The sequence below is a fragment of the Pseudomonas sp. FW305-3-2-15-E-TSA4 genome, from assembly GCF_058787295.1.
In genome coordinates this window covers 166,198-186,775 of the sequence record NZ_JBYSZP010000010.1, presented here as the reverse complement: position 1 = coordinate 186,775, position 20,578 = coordinate 166,198, and the positions used below count along the sequence as shown (strand labels likewise).

The 20,578-nt window shown below is 59.9% G+C and carries 16 protein-coding genes; 2 read left to right on the top strand and 14 right to left on the bottom strand.

The genetic code is table 11. The features are described 5' to 3' along the window. Nucleotides 1-28: 28 nt before the first annotated feature. The 7 genes from AC3WMV_RS15880 to AC3WMV_RS15850 all read right to left on the bottom strand — a co-directional run bounded on the left by AC3WMV_RS15880 (nt 29) and on the right by AC3WMV_RS15850 (nt 7,623). Nucleotides 29-1,666 (bottom strand): BatD family protein, encoded by a 1,638-nt coding sequence (locus tag AC3WMV_RS15880; protein ID WP_103369413.1) that lies wholly within the window; start codon nt 1,664-1,666, stop codon nt 29-31. Beyond that, a complete protein-coding gene (locus AC3WMV_RS15875) occupies nt 1,663-3,399 on the bottom strand; it encodes a tetratricopeptide repeat protein (RefSeq protein ID WP_103369415.1) in 1,737 nt (578 codons plus the stop codon). Before AC3WMV_RS15875 ends, AC3WMV_RS15880 begins: the two co-directional genes overlap by 4 nt. Continuing rightward, complete coding sequence (locus tag AC3WMV_RS15870) at nt 3,396-4,475, bottom strand: vWA domain-containing protein (RefSeq protein ID WP_103369416.1); 1,080 nt, start codon at nt 4,473-4,475, stop codon at nt 3,396-3,398. The genes AC3WMV_RS15875 and AC3WMV_RS15870 overlap by 4 nt, the downstream gene beginning before the upstream one ends. Further along, on the bottom strand, nt 4,468-4,968 hold the full coding sequence (locus tag AC3WMV_RS15865; protein WP_103369419.1) for a DUF4381 domain-containing protein: 501 nt from the start codon (nt 4,966-4,968) through the stop codon (nt 4,468-4,470). The genes AC3WMV_RS15870 and AC3WMV_RS15865 overlap by 8 nt, the downstream gene beginning before the upstream one ends. After that, on the bottom strand, nt 4,965-5,909 hold the full coding sequence (locus AC3WMV_RS15860; protein ID WP_027613096.1) for a DUF58 domain-containing protein: 945 nt from the start codon (nt 5,907-5,909) through the stop codon (nt 4,965-4,967). Before AC3WMV_RS15860 ends, AC3WMV_RS15865 begins: the two co-directional genes overlap by 4 nt. Before the next feature lie 5 nt (nt 5,910-5,914). After that, the gene (locus tag AC3WMV_RS15855) at nt 5,915-6,874 is read right to left on the bottom strand and encodes an AAA family ATPase (RefSeq protein WP_003218556.1); all 960 of its coding nucleotides are present in this window, start codon (nt 6,872-6,874) and stop codon (nt 5,915-5,917) included. Nucleotides 6,875-7,269: 395 nt separating this feature from the next. Further along, nucleotides 7,270-7,623, bottom strand: a complete 354-nt coding sequence (locus AC3WMV_RS15850; RefSeq protein ID WP_011334588.1) for a hypothetical protein — start codon at nt 7,621-7,623, stop codon at nt 7,270-7,272. Nucleotides 7,624-7,743: 120 nt separating this feature from the next. On the opposite strand from AC3WMV_RS15850, the gene AC3WMV_RS15845 reads away from it, so the two are divergent. Beyond that, complete coding sequence (locus AC3WMV_RS15845; protein WP_256584968.1) at nt 7,744-9,354, top strand: hypothetical protein; 1,611 nt, start codon at nt 7,744-7,746, stop codon at nt 9,352-9,354. Nucleotides 9,355-9,399: 45 nt separating this feature from the next. Here the strand turns inward: AC3WMV_RS15845 and AC3WMV_RS15840 are convergent, their stop codons facing one another. The 3 genes from AC3WMV_RS15840 to AC3WMV_RS15830 are packed head-to-tail and all read right to left on the bottom strand — an operon-like array spanning nt 9,400 to nt 11,252. Next, the gene (locus tag AC3WMV_RS15840; protein WP_146038513.1) at nt 9,400-10,020 is read right to left on the bottom strand and encodes a hypothetical protein; all 621 of its coding nucleotides are present in this window, start codon (nt 10,018-10,020) and stop codon (nt 9,400-9,402) included. Between the two features lie 54 nt (nt 10,021-10,074). After that, a complete protein-coding gene (locus tag AC3WMV_RS15835; RefSeq protein WP_103369424.1) occupies nt 10,075-11,067 on the bottom strand; it encodes a colicin-like pore-forming protein in 993 nt (330 codons plus the stop codon). 8 nt (nt 11,068-11,075) lie between these two features. Then, nucleotides 11,076-11,252: a hypothetical protein gene (locus AC3WMV_RS15830; RefSeq protein ID WP_158248894.1), complete on the bottom strand. Its 177-nt coding sequence runs from the start codon at nt 11,250-11,252 to the stop codon at nt 11,076-11,078. 685 nt (nt 11,253-11,937) lie between these two features. Here AC3WMV_RS15830 and AC3WMV_RS15825 point away from each other — a divergent pair. Continuing rightward, complete coding sequence (locus AC3WMV_RS15825) at nt 11,938-16,833, top strand: NAD-glutamate dehydrogenase (protein WP_103369425.1); 4,896 nt, start codon at nt 11,938-11,940, stop codon at nt 16,831-16,833. Between the two features lie 165 nt (nt 16,834-16,998). On the opposite strand, the gene AC3WMV_RS15820 is transcribed toward AC3WMV_RS15825, so the two are convergent. From AC3WMV_RS15820 to pdxR, 4 genes are all read right to left on the bottom strand, one after another. After that, complete coding sequence (locus AC3WMV_RS15820; protein WP_103369426.1) at nt 16,999-17,712, bottom strand: ATPase; 714 nt, start codon at nt 17,710-17,712, stop codon at nt 16,999-17,001. Between the two features lie 241 nt (nt 17,713-17,953). Beyond that, a complete protein-coding gene (locus AC3WMV_RS15815) occupies nt 17,954-18,355 on the bottom strand; it encodes a cupin domain-containing protein (RefSeq protein ID WP_103369428.1) in 402 nt (133 codons plus the stop codon). A 197-nt stretch (nt 18,356-18,552) separates the two neighbouring features. Next, on the bottom strand, nt 18,553-18,846 hold the full coding sequence (locus tag AC3WMV_RS15810) for a putative quinol monooxygenase (protein WP_003225668.1): 294 nt from the start codon (nt 18,844-18,846) through the stop codon (nt 18,553-18,555). Nucleotides 18,847-18,969: 123 nt separating this feature from the next. Beyond that, nucleotides 18,970-20,403 (bottom strand): MocR-like pyridoxine biosynthesis transcription factor PdxR, encoded by a 1,434-nt coding sequence (gene pdxR, locus AC3WMV_RS15805; protein ID WP_103369815.1) that lies wholly within the window; start codon nt 20,401-20,403, stop codon nt 18,970-18,972. Nucleotides 20,404-20,578 lie beyond the last annotated feature (175 nt).

The following is a 20,578-nucleotide window of genomic DNA, read 5'->3' as shown; positions in this document are numbered from 1 at the left end:
CAGTCCCGAAGCGATATTTACCGCGATCCTACTTCGGGTAGAGCGGCGGCAACCCACTGTCACCCACCGGATCCTGCACCCGCTCCGCCGCCGGAATGGTGCGGATTGCCCGCCACAGATCTTCGCCTTGCCAATGCTGCCCCGTCTCGCTGTACAGCGCACCATTCAGCCCATCCAGCGCATCCGACAACGGCACAAACCGCGCCGCCATATCTGCTAGCGTTTCCGGCTGCTGCCGCGCCCATGCATCCAGCGCCTGGCGCGTCGCTTGCGGATCATTCGCCTGGCACGCCCGTTTGATGTCGTCCAGCAAAGTGCGCGGGCTCGGCCCGGTTTGGGCGGCGCGATGCACCGCCGGTTGCCAGCGCGCACGCCACCACAGGCCGAAGCCGAGCAGGGTGGTGCAGGCGAGGATCAGCGTGCTGAGTTTCCACCACCACAACACATCATTATCGGCGGCGTTCACTTGTAGTGTGCCGGCCGGGGTGTCGACCTGCAGGCTCGGGTTGTTCGCTACTTGCAGGGTGCGCGCCGGCAGGCTGGTGTGTTCAAGATGATCTTCGAAGGTGTTCCACCAGATCACGTCGACGGTCGGCAACTCGATCGCGCCGCTGCGGCTGGGCACCAGCGCTTCGCGTTCTTCACGGCTGCCGATCAGGCCGCGCTCGCCGCTCTGGTTGCTCAGCACCGGTTGATCCGGGTAGCGGCGCAGGCCATTGGCTTCGGTACCGGGCAGGGCCGGCAACTGCGAACTGGCCAGGCCTTCGGCTTTTAAAGTCAGGCTGCGGGTCAGGGAATCGCCGACCTGAAGGTGATCCGGCTCCGGGTTCCAGCTTTCGCTCAGGCTCAGGCTGCGTGCGGGCAACCACGGCGCATCGGCCGGGTAGGTCAGCGGTTTCGGTTTGACCGTCAGCGGAATCTCCGAGGAGCTGACGTGCAGCAGCTTGCCCGGTTTCGGGCCCTGCGCGGTCGCGTCCTGAGCGGGTTGGGTATCGACCAGTGTGGCGCTGAAGGTCTGCGGGGCGATGGTCAGCAAACCGCTGTGCTGCGGGTAGATCGCATAGCGCATCTCGATCACGCCATGGCGCACGCCGTTGATGTCTTTCTCGTAGGTGCGGGTGTCGCCCAGTTGCTCGATACGCGCGTCGGCGATCTGCAGCGGGGTCAGGCTGCTGTCGTCGTACAGCGACACCGAATGGTAGATGCGCAGGGTCAGGATCGCCTGGGCCTGCACGTAAACGCTGGACTGGTCGAGACTGGCCTCGATGAACACCGGGTCCAGGTTGTTTTTCTCTTCGCGGATGTCGCTTTCGACCACTTGCACGGTGATCGGCTGGCTCTGCACCTCACCCAGTTGCAGCGGCGGAATGACCACGCTGCCGTTCTCTTTCGGCAGCAGGGTAATGATCCAGCGCGTGGTGGCGCGGTTGTCGCCATTGAGGGTATTCAACTGGTTGACCTGACGCGTGCCGCGCACCTCGAACAGCGGTTCCAGCGGCGCCAGGTCGGGTTTGCCGAACTGCGTGACATCATCCGTTTCGAGGGTGAGCTCGACCGTCTCGCCGGAGTTCAGGCGACTGCGATCCACGCTGGCCGTCAGCTCGGCCGCCTGGGCGGTGGCCGTGCAGAGCAGCAGGGGCAGCAAGAGAGCGGTGAAACGGGTCATCGAGTTTTTTCCTGATCCTGATGTTGTTGCTGTTCGTACCAGAATTTGCGTCGCAGCAGTTCGCCCGGGTCGTCGGGGATCTTGCCCAGCCATTGTTCCAGTGCCTGACGTTGCTCGCCTTCGAGGTTGTCCTCGCTCGGGCGCAGCGTTGGCACGGTGTCGGTTTCTTCCGCTTCATCGCTGCCCGGCACTTCGTTGGGGCCCGGTTGCGGCGGGGTGGTCGGTGGCGGTTCGCTGGCCGACTCGCCGGGCTGCGCCTCGCTCGGGGTGTCACTTTTCACCGCAGGTGGCGGCGTGGTTGCTGGCGGTGGTTCATCGCCGGGCACATTCGGCTGCGCCGGTTGTGGCTGTGGTTCGGCCGGTGGCGGCGTGTTCTTCTGCTTGAGCAGATTCTCCACCAATGCCTTGTTGGTCAGCGCCGGACGCAAGTCCGGTTGCAGTTCCAGTGCTTGCTCATAGGCATCGATGGCGGCTTCCAGCTCACCACTTTTCGCCAGCGCATTACCGCGATTGTAGTGGGCGCGGGCATCGCTGCCTTCGGCGAAACGCTGAGCGGCGCCACTGTAATCGCCGGCCTCGTACAACGCTACCCCTTGCCACTGATGATCTTCGAAGTGTTCGGCAGCCTCGGCCGGGCGTTTCTGCTTGAGCAAGTGCAGGCCCTGTTGATCGGGGCGCAGCCACAGGTCCTCGAAGTCAAAAGCGTAGCTCGGCTGCGGCAGGCACAGCAGCAAGGGCAGGCAGAACAACCAGCCACGCCGTCCGGCGCAGGCGGCGAGCAGCAATAGCGGCAACAACAGCCAGTAACCCTGATCGGCCCAAGTGTCGAGGCGCACGGTCTGGCCATCGTCGCGCAGGCTGCGCGGGCCATCGAGCAGGCCGAGGGCGCGCAAATCGGACTCGTCCAGTCGCGCGCTGTGGTACTCGCCGCCGACGCTGGCGAGGAATGCGCCAAGGCCCGGGCTGTCGAGTTGCGGCACGCGAATCGCGCCCTGTTCGTCCTTGAGGAAACTGCCGTCCTCCTGAGCGATCGGCGCGCCTTCAGCGGTGCCGATACCGAGCATCAGCAGTTGCGCCGATTGCTGGCCGAGGGCGCGGCGGATGCCTTGGCGTTCTTCTTCGGTCAGCGAGGAGCCGATCAGCAGAATCCGTCCCTGACCGAGGGCGCCTTGCTTGAGCAAGGCCAATGCTTTGCTCACGCCGAGATCAGCGCGATGGCCGCTTTCCGGCATCAACGAGGGCTTGAGGGCGTCGAGCAGATTGTGGCTGGTCGCCAGGTCATCCGACAGCGGCACCAGCGTGTGCGCGCTGCCGGCGTAGACGACGATCGCGGTCTGCGCATCGCTGCGTACCTGCAACAGGTCGAACAGCTTGCGCCGGGCCTGTTCCAGTCGCGTTGGCGGCGAGTCAGTGGCGAGCATTTCCGGGGTCAGCTCCAGAACGACGACCAGCGGGTCGGCAGGTTTCTGGCTGGTCTGTTCGACGCGTTCCCAGCTCGGCCCGAGCAGGGCGACGATGGTCAGCAGCCACGCCACGCCAAGGGCGACCCACGGCAGCTTGCTGGCGCGGCCATTGCCACCGCTGAGCAGCGTCGCGTGGAACGCCGGCGGCAGAATCATTTGCCAGCGTCCGGCGCGTTTCTGCCGGTGCCAGAGTTGCCAGATCAGCCAGCCCAGCAGCGGCAGGAGCAGCAGCCACCAAGGGCGGAACCAGTGCGGCCAGAGCGCGATCATCGGCGCCTCCGCGGACGCAGGCGCTTCAGACGCTCGCGCCAGTCAGGCAGCGGACTTTGCAGATACAGCTCCTTGGTAAACAGGCGTTGCAGCGGGTTGTCCGGCCACAATTCGCGGGCGACCAGCAACAGGCTAAGCAGCAGGGCCAATGCCAGTGGCCACTGATACAAGGCTTGCGCCGGGCGTGCCTGGGTTGGTTGCTGGGTCACCGGTTCGAGTTGATCGAGGGTGTCGCGGATCGCTTGCAGCTCTTTGCCGTCGCGGGCGCGGAAGTATTGGCCGCCGGTGGCGTTGGCGATCGCTTTGAGGGCCGGCTCGTCGAGGTCCAGGCTCGGATTGACCCCGAGCAGGCCGGTGCTGCCACTGTCTTCGGGGTCGGCGCCGATGCCGATCGGGTAGATTCTCACCCCTTCGCTGGCGGCCAGTTTCGCTGCGGTCAGCGGATCGATTTCGCCGCCGTTGTTGGCGCCGTCGGTGACCAGAATCAATACCCGGCTTTGCGCCGGACGCATGCGCAAGCGCTTCAGCGCCAGACCGATCGCATCGCCGATGGCGGTGTTCTTGCCGGCAATGCCGATGCGCGCTTCATCGAGCCAGACGCGCACGGTATGGCGGTCAAACGTCAGCGGTGCCTGCAGATAGGCCTGACTGCCGAACAGGATCAGACCAACGCGGTCGCCATCACGGCTTTCAAGGAAATCGCCGAGCAGATGCTGAACCAGCGACAAGCGACTGACGTCTTCGTCCTGCCACTGCATGTCGGGAAAGTCCATCGAGCCGGACACGTCCACCGCCACCAGCAGATCGCGGCCGCTGGCGGCAATCGGCAACGGTTCGCCGAGCCATTGCGGGCGGGCGGCGGCGCTCAGTAGCAACAGCCACAGCAGCAGGAACGGTGCTTGCTGGCGCCACGCCGGCAGGTTGGCGCGGGCCCGGCGCCGTGCCAGACCTTCGAGGTCGGAGAGGAAACTCACGCGCAGCGCCGGCTCGCCGCTGTCGGCCACCGGCAGCACCAGACGCATCAGCCACGGCAGCGGCAGCAGCACGAAGATCCACGGCCAGGCGAACTCAAACATGCTTGCGAATCCAGGTGTCGACGGCTTGGGTCAGGCCGGCGATGGCTTTGTCGTCAAGCTTGCATTCGGGTTTGTAAGCACCTTCGACCAGCACCATCCAGCGCGTCAGGCCGGCGGCCGGGCAGCGGTTGTCGAGAAACGCCAGCCATTTGCGGCCATTGAGCGTGTGGCTCTGGCTGTAGGGGTAGTGGTTGCGGCACAGGCGTTTGAGCAGGCCGTTGAGCTGCTGCAGCCAGGCCCCGGCCGGCGCGCCGTCGTAGGGTTTGGGCATCTGTGCCAGTTCGGCCAGCGCGGCGATGCGCAAGGGGTCGAGCGGTTGTTCGGCGCGCACGATCGGGCGTTTCTTGATCGGAATGAACCGGCGCAAACGCCACACGGCGAAGCCCAGCAGCGGAAGTAATAACAGCAGCAGCAGCCACCAGCCCGGCGCTGGCGGCCAGAAGTCGATCGGCGGCGGCGAAATCAGCGGTTGCAGTTGTTCGAGGCCGTTCATCGACTGCTCCCCGGGCGCTGCGGATTGAGGAACTCGCGCATCTGCTCGACCATTTCGCTTTGCGTGCTCAACGGCATCAACAACACCCGCAGTTTTTGCGCGAGCAATTCCCAGCGGGCGATGCGTGCTTCGGCCTGAGCGCGATAGGTCTGGCGCAGCTCGAAGTTGAGGGTGTCGAGTTCCAGTTGTGCGCCTCTTTCCGCGAATCTCAGCAGCCCGGCGGCGGGCAGGGCGTGATCCAGTGGATCGGATAGGGGCAACAGCAACAGATCGCAGTGCCGCGACAGCAGGCTCAGTTGCTGCTCGGCGCTGTCGGACAGCGCGCGCTCGTCGCAGATCACGATCACCAGACTGCCCGGGCGCAACACCTCACGCGCCCGGCGCAGCGCCACGCCGAGGGCATCGCGGTCCGGTTCGCGTTCGCTGTGCAGCGACTGATTGACCTTCACCAGGCGGTTGAGCAATTGCAGCAGGCTCTGCTTGCTGCGGCGCGGTTTGATTTCGTAATGCTCGTTGTCGCCGAACACCAGCCCGCCGACCCGGTCGTTGTGCCCCAGCGCGGCCCAGCCGATCAACGCCGCCGCTTGCGCTGCGAGCACTGACTTGAACATCAGCCCGGAGCCGAAAAACAGCCGCGTGCTTTGCTCGACCATGATAAAAATCGGTCGCTCGCGTTCTTCATGGAACAGCTTGGTGTGCGGCTCCTGCGTGCGCGCGGTCACGCGCCAGTCGATGGTGCGCACGTCGTCGCCGGCCTGATAGACCCGCACCTGATCGAAGTCGACCCCGCGACCACGGAATTTCGAGTGATGCAGGCCGATCAGCGGACTGCGCTGACTGGGTGTGGAAAACAGCTGCACTTCGCGCACACGGTGGCGCATCTCGATCAGATCGGTGAGGCTGATGCGGATGCCCGGTTCGGACGGCAGGGGGGCGTTCATGGGGGTCAAGCGACGGCTACGACGTCGAGAATCCGCTGCACCACCCGATCCTGATCGATGCCGGCGGCTTCGGCTTCAAACGACAGAATGATGCGGTGACGCAACACGTCGAACAGCACCGCCTGAATGTCTTCGGGGCTGACGAAGTCGCGACCGGCTAGCCAGGCGTGGGCCCGGGCGCAACGGTCGAGGGCGATCGAGCCACGTGGACTGGCGCCATAGGCGATCCACTCGGCCATTTCCGGGTCGAACTTGGCCGGGGTGCGCGTGGCCATGACCAGTTGCACCAGGTATTCCTCCACGGCGTCGGCCATGTACAGACCGAGGATTTCCTTGCGCGCAGCGAAGATCGCCTGCTGGCTGACCCGGCGTTCAGGCTTGGTTTCGCCATTCAGCGCTTCGCCACGGGCCTGCTGCAGGATCCGGCGTTCGACGGCGGCATCCGGGAAGCCGATCTTTACGTGCATCAGGAAGCGGTCGAGCTGCGCTTCGGGCAACGGGTAGGTGCCTTCCTGCTCGATCGGGTTCTGCGTGGCCATCACCAGAAACAGCGGCGACAGTTCGTACGTGCTGCGCCCGACACTGACCTGACGTTCGGCCATGGCTTCGAGCAGCGCCGATTGCACCTTGGCCGGGGCCCGGTTGATTTCGTCCGCCAGCACCAGGTTGTGGAAGATCGGCCCTTGCTGGAACACAAAACTGCCGGTTTCCGGGCGATAGATCTCGGTGCCGGTGATGTCGGCCGGCAGCAGGTCCGGGGTGAACTGAATGCGATGGAACTGGGCTTCGATGCCCTCGGCGAGTTCTTTGATCGCTTTGGTCTTGGCCAGACCCGGAGCGCCCTCGACCAGCATGTGGCCGTCGGCGAGCAGGGCGATGAGCAAACGCTCGATGAGTTTTTCCTGGCCGAGAATCTGCGTTGAAAGAAAGGTTCGCAGCGCCAGCAGCGCTTCACGATGTTCCATCGGTGACTGTTCCTGGAAAGGGGTGGCCACAGGCGTTCGGATAACGCCGGGGCTGGGGGCGTTACTTTAATCCATCGAGGGGGGTGGCGACTAACGGCATTTTGCGCAAAGTGCGGGAAATGACTGGGGGATTTGTTGGGATTTTGTAGCCGGAGAAAGGTGCAGTGTTCTTTCGGGCCTCTTCGCGAGCAGGCTCGCTCCCACATTTGAACGGCGTACACCCGTCAATGTGGGAGCGAGCCTGCTCGCGAAAGGGGCAGTCCAGACAACGTCAAATTTCGCCTCATCGCTGGCAAGCCAGCTCCCACAGGTATTAGAGGTGCGAATGCGACTTGTGCAACACATTGGCCACTGTGGGAGCTGGCTTGCCAGCGATGAGGCCAGTCCAGCCAGCATCAAATCTGGCTGATATAGGTCCCGGTGCCATCCAGGATGTTCTTCAGGGTTTCTTCAACTTCAGCCAGATCAACCATGTCCGGATTGAAGGTAATTTCCAGCACATCATCGCCATTCAACGCATCGGCATCCGCCGCTGCGATCTCGATCTTCAGCAGGGTCTTGCTCAGGGTGACTTTCACGCCGTCGAGCGTCGAAGGCTCGCCATCCAGGGTGATCTCCAGCTCGTCCTCGTCCGGGTAGCGGCTCATCAGAAACATGTCGCCCTTGTCGCTATGGCAGCAGAGCATGGCCATGTTGTCTTCTTCGTCGTCGCACGGGTTGACGATCAGTAGGGCGGTGGTCATTTGCATGGGGGAATTCCTGGCCGACGGGCGCTAAGTGCAATCGAAAGCGCGATTTTGCCAGCCTTGGCGCATTTGCGCTGCTCTCTTGCGTGGGTTGCTTTATTGATGCCTGCAACAAGAGGGTGCGTGAAACCTGGCGGAATCAATGAAAAAGGAAAATTCCGACAGATGAATTCTGGGTTGAGGGTTGAAATTTCCGAGGATGCCGCAGGAAAAATTACTTGTTTGAACTTGGCAGCCATTTTCTGCTTTTTCGCTTGTTTTATCGCCGCGATTGTCATTATTTTGCGGTTCGAACGCAAAGGAGTGCGTCAACACAAACTGAAAAAAGGAGCTCTTTCAATGCATCCGTATTTCGAGCGCGCTGAGGAAGTTGCACACCTGTCGGACGATCAGATTGAGCAGATTTATCAGCGATATCTGGACGGAGAAAAAAGCGCTGCGCTTCTGGTCGAGTATCAGATCCCTGCAACTGTCCGCAGCTTGCTCAAGGTTTTGCCGCCGATTGTCAGTCAGGATCTGAAGTGCCCTTATTGCGATGTGCCGATGTGGGTACGTCGGCACGCCCGGGGCACTCCGATCTCGCAGCGTCATCCTTACAAGTGCATACGGTGCGAGCACCGATACTCTGCATCCGCCCGCCATGGCCGACGCATGGCGTGTACTTGCCCGGCATGTTGCCAGGTTCATCAGCAACAATTGGCGGCGCAGGCCGAGCGTGATCGCCGCGAACTTGAATCGCGCTTCGGTATACCGAGTCCTGCGGTACCGTATTCAGCCCTTGGGTTTGTGCAGAAGCTGACGTTGCTGGCCTTGCTTGACGATGGCAATGGCAGTCATCCCGAATGGATCGCGCCGTTGAGCGCGACATCCCGAAGCGAACATCTGGCACCGAGCGTCGAGGCCAGCGAGGAAAGATTGAAGAGTCTGCACGAGGCGGGCGTGTTAACGGTCGCGACGAGCTCTGATATCAGGGCCTTCGATCGCACTGAGGGTTGCAGTATCAGTGACTATTGCGCAGTGCGCTGGCAGCCTAATGTGGCACTCGGCGGAGTTGCGCGCTGTAATCGGGAAAGCCTGTACCTGACGCTATATCAGGAGTTATCCGGCGAGATTCAGGTCGCCTGGAAGAGCGAACTCTACGGGCTGATTTTCGATCTGGCCCGAGAAGAATCGCTTCAATACATCCGTGTGCTGGCCAACGAAGTCAGTTTTTCGTTCACGGCCGAGGCGCGTGCCGAAACGGTTGTGGGGCAACTCCTGCAGGATTTTTCCGTAAGCCAGCTCTACTACTTCGCCCGCCTGGCAGTAAAAAACGCTGCGCACTTCTACGCCACCGGCAACTCCAAAGGTCGCAATCACGCGTCCAACACCATCCCGCGCAACATGCTCGGGACCGCTCAGGATGCCCTGACTCGGAACTGGCGCAAAAACGCACACCGTGATTCGCGGGTACCGCAATCGGCGTTACATCGGTTGTTGTATGACGTAGTGCTCAAGGACAGCGGTGCCGGGTTTTCCAAGTCGCCGGGAATGTATTGGCGCGATGAACTGGTGCCGCAGTTCTTCTCCCGTGCAGCTTTTGACAGCGATCTGCTCGGTCATTTGAGGCTGTTTTGCCGAGAGTGTGACTCCAGCAATATCGACGCCAGCATGGATAAATTGATTCTGAAAACCATGTGTTACGACTGTGCCACCGTGAGTAAATTCAGGGCTTTCGAGGAGCTGCCTGACTGATGTTGATGGGGGCTAAGCGGCCCAGGAAAAAGGGAAGGCATAAGCTCAATGTGGCTGCTTTCCTTTTTTTCTTCGAGGTGGTTCCTGAGGATGTTGCCTTGAATCTTTTTTGAGTTCTGAGGGCTGTTTTCTAAAGTGCATGATTGTGCGGTAAGGAACGTAAAACAGGAGCTGAAAGAGAATCGGGGGGAGTAAGAATACGAAAAGAAAAACTCCTGAAGAGTACGTTGAATAGAATAGAAAATTCTGACCCATGATCCTCAGTTTTGAGTCGCGGCTCATGAGGTCGGTGGAGTTTAAATAAGCTTCATAGGTGAAGATAGAGCAAAATAAAAGCAGGGCAATGAGCGATAAGGAATATTTTATGAGTGAAAGTTTGTTTGCTCTTTCAAATATCTGGTCGGATATTTTTAAGCATCGGTACAGGAATATTAAGCTGAATATTGGCGCAAATACCGCAATGTAATTCGTGGTTATCCTGGAGCTTAGAGGGAGTTTGGATGACCAGAAGCCGATGTTTTCGATCAGATAGTTTTGTAGAGCAGAATCGAGCAGCATAGGATGGTGCTCGTTAATGATTGGAACTATCAGGTTGATGAGGAGGATCGGCGCCAGCATGGATATAAAACATGCGGTTGATATGGATGGCTCAGGAGTGTTTTGCACCGTGTAATCCTTGTTTGGTGGCCGGCTCAATTAATTGAACCGGCAGGCAGAGTATTAATGCGCTGGCGTCGTTTCAACTAGCGTGAATACTGTGTCATTTATCTTTTCTACGGTTTTGGCATCGAGTAAAGCGGCAACGCCAGCCACGAGGAGACCGGTAGCGACTACAGCAATTACGGGTGGAAACGAAAAAGCAGCTAGCACTGGTGGTGCTATGAGAGCGACCAGCATCCCTGCTCCGGCTCCTGCGGCAATGCTTTCGAATTCGAGTAACAGGGGTTTCCAGTTTCCATCCTGAAAACCGATGATTGCCTTTTCCACAACAGAATGCGCCTGCACGATTTTTCCGGTTACGCCAAATCCTTTGGCGAGCCGATTGACACTGTCCATGTAGGACGCCTTGTCCAGTGCGTTCAGTGCGTCGACAACCGCACGGGTATCCTGCGGGCTGAGCTTTGCATTCGGGTTGGTTCGCACCTGCTCGAACGTTCGCAGCGCTTCGTTGTAGCTCCTGATCTTTTTCCCTGATACATCCTTTTGAAGATCCATCACCACTTGATGCAGGTTGGCGCCGTATTTCTCGAGGATGAATTTGTTCGCGTCGGCGACGTAAGCCACCGCGCGTTTGTAGTCATCAATACGTTTGGCCTCCGCTTCAGCAGCGATCCGTTGTTTTTCTTCCTCCAGTCGCAGAGCAGCCTGACGCGCCTGCTCTTGTCTTTGCGCCTCTTCAGCTTGTCGCGCCGCTTCGGCGGCCTGCTGTTGGGCGAGGGCCTGGGCCTGTCGCCGAGCTATTTCGGCATACAGTCTGGTCTGGCGGTCTTGAAGATTTGCGATTTGTTCGTTCAGAAGCATGGCGTCGTAAGTGGCTTGTAACTTCGCATATTGTTGCGACGTTTTAATATCCCTTAATTTTTGCTGCAGTTCGGTGTTTTTTTGAAAAAGCAATTCATTGACAATGTTGGTGGCTTTGTTTAGCCATGTATCGGGAGTGGGGTGGGTCAGCGGTGGGTGTCTGCTGTCTATAATGTTCAGCTCTGTTTGCAAGCCTTGCTCTAAATTGCGCTTTTTTCCAGATAGTCACTTTCTATCGCCAGTGTGAGCCCATGCATCGGGTTGCCCAGCGGATAATTCTTGAGAATATCTCCGCGAATGGTGCCAGGGTTCAAATTGATGATTTCCCAGGAGCCATCGCCGTAGATTATTGTTGTCGGAAGTTCAAGTTGTCGCATGTGTTGATTCCTTTCTTTGATAGAGACCCGTTCCGTGGGTCGGTTTGATAACTGATGTCTTGTTTTTTATGAGGTGCGCTTATATAGATAGCACTGCCGATTTTTGCGTTCAAATCGTGCTGTAGGAATTCGGTCTTCAAATTATGTGAGACATTTCTTGTCAGTTTGTAAGGATTCTTTAGTGTGTTTCTACTTGTTGTTTTTATTGGTTTTTTGGTGCGAACAATCGAAGGCTGTGTAAGCTTTGGCTGGGTGATTTTCCAAGGAGGAAAGGTGTGGCAGGAACGAATTTCAGGTAATCGGTCATTTCAGGTGCGCTTGCCTGTTGAACGGCCACCTGAAGCGCGAGAATTCTCTTGGGCTGCTAATGTTTACCGGTGCGCGGGGCCGCGTTTACGTGCCAATGACCGAATATGTCGCAGCACCGCAAGCAGACACATTGTCGCACCCATTAAGCTGCGCAACGGATGAGCACCCGTAAAGACATTGTCGGCGGCCTCGACAGTCGTTTTTGCAGATGCCCATTCAATGGAAGGTGAATGTGACCTGAGTGTCTCGTCCAGCTTCACCCACCTGTCCCCCTGTTTCCTCTGCCCGAGAATCAGGAACAGGGCGACACAAGCCCCGAAAGGGGTGTTGCACGCGACGCTTTCCATCAATAACAAGCTTAAGCGGAGTACCACAGATGGCGTTCTTCACCGCAGCCAGCAAAGCCGACTTCCAGCACCAACTGCAAGCGGCACTGGCGCAGCACATCAGTGAACAGGCACTGCCACAAGTGGCGCTGTTCGCTGAACAATTCTTCGGCATCATTTCCCTGGACGAGCTGACTCAACGTCGCCTCTCCGACCTCGCTGGCTGTACTCTTTCCGCGTGGCGCCTGCTTGAGCGCTTCGATCACGCGCAACCGCAAGTGCGCGTCTACAACCCTGATTACGAACGCCACGGCTGGCAGTCGACCCACACCGCGGTCGAAGTCCTGCACCACGACCTGCCGTTTCTGGTCGACTCGGTCCGCACCGAGCTGAACCGCCGCGGCTACAGCATCCACACCCTGCAGACCACCGTGCTCAGCGTACGCCGTGGCAGCAAGGGCGAGCTGCTGGAAATCCTGCCCAAGGGCAGCACCGGCGAAGGCGTGCTGCACGAGTCGCTGATGTACCTGGAAATCGACCGCTGCGCCAACGCGGCCGAACTGAATGTGCTGAGCAAAGAACTGGAGCAAGTGCTCGGTGAAGTGCGCGTCGCGGTCGCTGATTTCGAGCCGATGAAGGCCAAGGTGCAGGAGATCCTCACCAAGCTCGATAACAGCGCATTCGCCGTCGATGCCGACGAAAAGACCGAAATCAAGAGCTTCCTGGAATGGCTGGTGGGCAACCACTTCACCTTCCTCGGCTACGAAGAGTTCACCGTTGTCGATCAGGCCGATGGCGGCCATATCGAATACGACCAGAATTCCTTCCTCGGTCTGACCAAACTGCTGCGCACCGGTCTGACCAACGAAGACCGGCACATCGAAGACTACGCGGTGAACTACCTGCGCGAACCGACCCTGCTGTCGTTCGCCAAGGCTGCGCACCCGAGCCGCGTACACCGTCCGGCCTACCCGGACTACGTGTCGATCCGTGAAATCGACGCTGACGGCAACGTCATCAAGGAACACCGCTTCATGGGCCTGTACACCTCCTCGGTGTATGGCGAGAGCGTTCGGGTCATCCCGTTCATCCGTCGCAAGGTCGAAGAAATCGAACGCCGTTCCGGCTTCCAGTCCAAGGCTCACCTGGGCAAGGAACTGGCGCAGGTACTCGAAGTGCTGCCGCGTGACGACCTGTTCCAGACCCCGGTCGACGAACTGTTCAGCACCGTGATGTCGATCGTGCAGATCCAGGAACGCAACAAGATCCGCGTGTTCCTGCGCAAAGACCCGTACGGTCGCTTCTGCTACTGCCTGGCCTACGTGCCGCGCGACATCTATTCCACCGAAGTGCGCCAGAAGATCCAGCAAGTCCTGATGGAGCGCCTGAAGGCCACCGACTGCGAGTTCTGGACCTTCTTCTCCGAGTCCGTGCTGGCTCGCGTGCAGTTGATCCTGCGTGTCGATCCGAAGAACCGCATCGACATCGACCCGCTGCTGCTGGAAAAAGAAGTCGTGCAGGCCTGCCGCAGCTGGCAGGACGACTACGCCGCACTGACCGTCGAAAGCTTCGGCGAAGCCCACGGCACCAACGTGCTGGCGGACTTCCCGAAAGGCTTCCCGGCCGGCTACCGCGAGCGTTTCGCGGCGCATTCGGCCGTGGTCGACATGCAGCACCTGCTGAGCCTGAACGAAAAAAATCCGCTGGTGATGAGCTTCTATCAGCCGCTGGGCCAGGTTTCCGGCCAACGTGAGCTGCATTGCAAGCTGTACCACGCCGACACCCCGCTGGCGCTGTCCGACGTCTTGCCGATTCTGGAAAACCTCGGCCTGCGCGTGCTGGGTGAGTTCCCGTACCGTTTGCGTCACACCAATGGCCGCGAGTTCTGGATCCACGACTTCGCGTTCACTGCCGCCGAAGGTCTGGACCTCGACATCCAGCAGCTCAACGACACCCTGCAGGATGCGTTCGTCCACATCGTCCGTGGCGACGCCGAGAACGATGCGTTCAACCGTCTGGTGCTGACCGCCGGTCTGCCATGGCGCGATGTGGCGCTGCTGCGTGCCTACGCGCGTTACCTGAAGCAGATCCGTCTGGGCTTCGACCTGGGTTACATCGCCAGCACCCTGAACAACCACACCGACATCGCTCGCGAGCTGACCCGGTTGTTCAAGACCCGTTTCTACCTGGCGCGCAAGCTGGGCAGCGATGATCTGGAAGACAAGCAACAGCGTCTGGAACAAGCGATTCTGACCGCACTGGACGACGTTCAGGTGCTCAACGAAGACCGCATCCTGCGTCGTTACCTGGACCTGATCAAAGCCACCCTGCGCACCAACTTCTATCAGACTGATGCCAACGGCCAGAACAAGTCGTACTTCAGCTTCAAGTTCAACCCGCACGCGATCCCTGAGCTGCCGAAGCCGGTACCGAAGTTCGAAATCTTCGTTTACTCACCACGCGTCGAAGGCGTGCACCTGCGCTTCGGTAACGTGGCGCGCGGTGGTCTGCGCTGGTCCGACCGTGAAGAAGACTTCCGTACCGAAGTCCTCGGCCTGGTAAAAGCCCAGCAAGTGAAGAACTCGGTCATCGTGCCAGTGGGTGCGAAGGGCGGCTTCCTGCCGCGTCGCCTGCCACTGGGCGGCAGCCGTGACGAGATCGCGGCCGAAGGCATCGCCTGCTACCGCATCTTCATTTCCGGTCTGCTGGACATCACCGACAACCTGAAAGACGGCGCGCTGGTGCCGCCGGCCAACGTCGTGCGTCATGACGACGATGACCCGTACCTGGTGGTGGCCGCGGACAAGGGCACTGCGACCTTCTCCGACATCGCCAACGGCATCGCCATCGACTACGGCTTCTGGCTGGGTGACGCGTTCGCCTCCGGTGGTTCCGCCGGTTACGACCACAAGAAAATGGGCATTACCGCCAAGGGCGCGTGGGTCGGCGTACAGCGCCACTTCCGCGAGCGCGGCATCAATGTTCAGGAAGACAGCATCACAGTGGTCGGCGTGGGTGACATGGCCGGTGACGTATTCGGTAACGGCCTGTTGATGTCCGACAAGCTGCAACTGGTTGCCGCGTTCAACCACATGCACATCTTCATCGATCCGAACCCGAACCCGGCGACCAGCTTCGTCGAGCGTCAGCGCATGTTCGACCTGCCGCGTTCGGCCTGGACCGACTACGACACCAGCATTATGTCCGAAGGCGGCGGCATCTTCTCGCGCAGCGCGAAGAGCATCGCCATCTCGCCGCAGATGAAAGAACGCTTCGACATCAAGGCCGACAAGCTGACCCCGACCGAACTGCTGAACGCCTTGCTCAAGGCGCCGGTGGATCTGCTGTGGAACGGCGGTATCGGTACTTACGTAAAGGCCAGCACCGAAAGCCATGCCGACGTGGGCGACAAGGCCAACGACGCACTGCGCGTGAACGGCAACGAGCTGCGCTGCAAAGTCGTGGGCGAGGGCGGTAACCTCGGCATGACCCAACTGGGTCGTGTGGAATTCGGCCTCAATGGCGGCGGCTCCAACACCGACTTCATCGACAACGCCGGTGGCGTGGACTGCTCCGACCACGAAGTGAACATCAAGATCCTGCTGAACGAAGTGGTTCAGGCCGGCGACATGACCGACAAGCAACGCAACCAGTTGCTGGCGAGCATGACCGACGAAGTCGGTGGTCTGGTGCTGGGCAACAACTACAAGCAGACTCAGGCTCTGTCCCTGGCGGCGCGTCGTGCCTACGAGCGCATTGCCGAGTACAAGCGTCTGATGAGCGATCTGGAAGGCCGTGGCAAGCTGGACCGTGCCATCGAGTTCCTGCCGACCGAAGAGCAGATCAACGAGCGCGTTGCGGCAGGCCATGGCCTGACCCGTCCCGAGCTGTCGGTGCTGATCTCGTACAGCAAGATCGACCTCAAGGAACAGCTGCTGAACTCGCTGGTGCCGGACGATGACTACCTGACCCGCGACATGGAAACGGCGTTCCCGCCGACCCTGGTCAGCAAGTTCTCCGAAGCCATGCGTCGTCACCGTCTGAAGCGCGAGATCGTCAGCACCCAGATCGCCAACGATCTGGTCAACCACATGGGCATCACCTTCGTTCAGCGACTCAAAGAGTCGACCGGCATGAGCCCGGCGAACGTGGCCGGCGCCTACGTGATCGTGCGTGACATCTTCCACCTCCCGCACTGGTTCCGTCAGATCGAAGCGCTGGACTATCAGGTCTCCGCTGACGTGCAACTGGAGCTGATGGACGAGCTGATGCGTCTGGGCCGTCGCGCTACGCGCTGGTTCCTGCGTGCCCGTCGCAACGAGCAGAACGCTGCCCGTGACGTCGCGCACTTCGGTCCGCACCTCAAGGAGCTGGGGCTGAAGCTCGACGAACTGCTGAGCGGCGAAATCCGTGAAAACTGGCAGGCGCGTTATCAGGCTTACGTCGCGGCCGGTGTACCGGAGTTGCTGGCGCGTATGGTGGCGGGTACCTCGCACCTGTACACCCTGCTGCCGATCATCGAAGCGTCCGACGTCACTGGCCAGGATCCGGCTGAAGTGGCCAAGGCCTACTTCGCCGTGGGCAGTGCGCTGGACATCACCTGGTACCTGCAACAGATCAGCGCGCTGCCGGTTGAAAACAACTGGCAGGCCCTGGCCCGTGAAGCGTTCCGTGACGATGTGGACTGGCAGCAACGTGCGATCACCATCTCTGTCCTGCAACAGGGCGACGGCACTCAGGACGTGGAAGCACGCCTGGCGCTGTGGATGGCACAGCACGAAAGCATGATCGAGCGCTGGCGCGCCATGCTGGTGGAAATCCGTGCTGCGAGCGGCACTGACTACGCCATGTATGCAGTAGCCAACCGTGAACTGCTTGACCTCGCGTTGAGCGGGCAGGCGGTGGTGCCTGCGGCTGCTGCGAATGCCGAGCTTGAACTGGCCTGAGTAGTGGTTGAATGAAGAAGCCCCGGTGTCGTGAGATGCCGGGGCTTTTTTGTGTCTGTGGGTTTTGTTTTGCCTGGTCTGGCCCCTTCGCGAGCAGGCTCACTCCTACAAGGGAAACGCATTCCAACTGTAGGAGTGAGCCTGCTCGCGATGGCGCCCTTTATATCAATACAACTTATGTGCTTGTTTACTATCAAGCATCGACACTTTATCTGTCGGTCTGGTCAATAAATTACTCAGCGACTGATCAAACTTCTGCAACGCCCGAACTTGCACCTCCTGCTGTTGATTAATATCGGCGACGATCTCTTCCGAACGTTTGAAGTCCGCCCAAACCGGTGTCAGTTCTTTGGCCTCCGAACCTTTCGCCGTACCGATGTAATTCAACTTCGCATCATAAAAATCCGCACTGACATCGGCCTTAATGTCGGAGCTGCGCGAGGTAATCAACTGGCTGTGGGTGTCGACGATCGCCACCACATCGGGGTGCGCCGCGCGCAGGCTCTGCATGTCCGGATACACCGTGACCGAACCGAACTGCCGTTGCAGCGAGGCCTTGACCCAATCCACCGCCATGTCCGGTTTCGAGGTGTTGACGTAGGCGTCGTGGATCGGCTGCACCAGCAGGCTCTGGCCGAAACCGGTGCCGGCGTTGGCCTGATAGTCACGCAGGTATTCGCGGTTGGTCAGGGTGCTGGGGCTGTAGACCACGCCCAGTGACACGCCGGGACCGCTTTGCACCTGGGCGGCGCTGCTGCGGCCGACCGGTTGGGTGAACAGGGTATCGAGGGACGACACCGCTTTCGGCGCGGTGGGTACTGAACAGGCGGACAAGGCTAAAACCGATATCGCCAAGGTACTGGCAAAAGCAAGTTTCATGATGAGTCTCCCGTGAAGCAACTTCAGTCGGAAAGTCAGCGTTGTCGCGGCTGTGGGTGACGGGCGCACGACAGTTGATTCAGACTAAACCCGCCAACCTGTAAATAAGCTGACAATTTTTCGAGTTGTGGCGATGCATTAGTTTTATTGGCTTTAAGGCGAATCGGTTAATTGCCTCGGGAAATAAAAAGGCGCAAAACAGTGTTTTGCGCCTTTTTATTTATGGCTGTGCCAACAACCATCAGTTTTTCAAGGGGATCAATACTTGCTCGTCCGGGGCCAACACCATGAACACCAGCAACTTCGCCGGTTTGCTGTTGCTGGCATTTTTCGACACCAGATGTTCGGAGCCGGCCGGTTCGTACCAGAACTGGCCTTTCTTGTAGGTGATCGGCTGTTCGCCCTTGACCTGGGAAATCACTTCGCCTTCGAGCACGTAGGCCATGGCGGTGCCGTCGTGTTTGTGGGCGATCGAGGATTGGCCGGGTTTGTAGTCGACTTCGATCATCATGGCTTTCTTGCCGGGGGCGTTCTTCAGCATCTGATCTTGCAGGACGGTGACTTTCTCGGATGGGTTGTGAGCCAGGGCGGCGGCAGACATGGACAGGGCGAGAACGGCGGTGAAGAGGTGCAGGGCTTTCATGTTCGATCACCAGTTGGGGAGGGGTGGTGACCACAGTAGTCTGCGGGGTGGGGTATTCAAACGGCCAATATTCGGGAAGATCGGGTGACCAATCAGTCGTTCGGCGGTGCAGCTGAATACGTCTTCGCGAGCAAGCCCGCTCCCACAGTTGATCGCATTCCAAATGTGGGAGCGGGCTTGCTCGCGAAGGCGTCCGGTCAGACGATGGGGAAGCTGTTGAAATCCACACTATTGGCCAGACGGCTATCAATCAGGTCGATAAACCCCTGCGCCTCGGGCCGGTTGAAATGCGCCTGCATCGCCGCTTCCGACTGCCAGCGTGCGCTTACCGTCCAGCGCTGGCTGTCCTCGGGGCAGCGGTCGACCATATAGGCGTCGCAGCCCGGTGTCTGACGCAAGGTGTCTACGATCTTCTGCAACTGCCGACCGAGCTCTTCCGAACGGCCGGCGGCGGCGCGCACCTGGACGGTGTTGATCACTTCGTTGGACATTGCTCACACTCCTGAATCAGGCCGGACGAATCCTGCTCATTGAGGGATAACGCTTGTGCAGAATAGGCCTGCACCTGCTGATCACCAATAACCAATCGGCGGTTAATCGCCCAGACCAATCATTCACGCCACTTGTTGCAGAATGTCGCGCAGGCGATCCAGAGCGGTGTCGATGTCGAGGGTTTCAATGGCGCCGAAGCCGAAGTACAGACCGCTCTTCACCGGTTGCCGGTAATGGAATCCGTCGATGGAATACAGCCCGACCTCGACTTTTTTCGCCAGTTCGATCACCAGCGGCAGGTCGATCGGCACCTTGCACAGCACCGCCATGTGGAACCCGGCACTGGGCGGTATCGCCTCCAGCCACGGCGCCAGATCCGTGGCCATACGCGCCAGAATTCGCTCGCGGCGCTGGGCGTAAATCCCGTGGCAACGGCGGATGTGCTTGAGCAGGCAGCCTTCGGCAATGAACTTGGCCAGCGCCCATTGCGGCAGGGTCGAGGCGTGCAGGTCGGTGAGTTGTTTGGCGCGGATCACCGCTTCGAGAATCGCCGGCGGCAGGATCGCGTAACCCAGGCGCAGCTCCGGCAGCAGGGTCTTGGAGAAGGTGCCGACGTAGGCCACGATGCCGCGCTGATCGAGGCTGAACAGAGAGTCCGTAGGCCGCCCTTCGTAGCGGAATTCGCTGTCATAGTCGTCCTCGATGATGATCGCGCCCAGCTCATAAGCGCGGGCGAGCAAGGCTTCGCGGCGCGCCTGGCTCATCGGCATGCCCAGCGGGAACTGGTGCGACGGCGTGACATAAATCATCCGCGTGCCCTCGGGAATCTGCTCGACCACAATCCCCTCGGCATCCACCGGGATTCCAACCACCTCGGCACCGTGGGTGCCGAACAGCAACCGCGCGGGCGGATACCCCGGATCTTCCATCGCCACCCGGCTGCCGGGGCTGATCAGCACGCGGGTGATCAGGTCCAGCGCCTGTTGCGCGCCGTTGCACACCACGATGTCCTCGTCCTGACAGTTGATCCCGCGCGAAAACGCGATGTGCCGGGCAATCGCATTGCGCAGCGCCGGCAGGCCTTCAGGCACGCTGTAGAAACCTTTGGAGCCGGCCATCTGGCGCATCGCGTGCGACACGCAGCGGCGCCAGTCGTCATGCGGGAACTGGCCCTTGCTGGTGGCGCCGCCGATGAAGTCGTAGCGCAGCGAGCCTTCCAGCGACGGGTGGCGCAAGAACACCGGCAGATTGCGCCAGCGCTCGATCACCTCGGCGCTGGCCAGTTCGGTGTGGCTTTGCTTGCGCTGGATCTGCGCCGGGCGGGCGTTGACGTAAGTGCCTTTGCCGATCACCCCGGTGAGGAAATTTTCGTAAGTCAGCTGCGCATAGGTGTCGGAAATGGTCTTGCGCGAGATCCCCAGTTGCTCGGCCAGCAGACGGCTGGGCGGCAACTGCGTACCCGCCGCCAGACGCCCGGACTCGATGGCGCCGCGCAGTTGGTTGTACAACTGGCCGGCCAGGTCCTTGCGGCCATTGATCACGACGTGAAGTTCCATACCGACGCGGCTCCGGGGGGGCGATTGAAGTGTCGGCCAGATTAACGCTGTTGGGTGATTGGCAGTAGTTGCGCAGCACAAAAACCCGAAATTGGTCACCGTCCCCCTTGTAGGAGTGAGCCTGCTCGCGATAGCGGTCATTCAGTCACCGCCATGTTGGATGTGCCGACGTCAT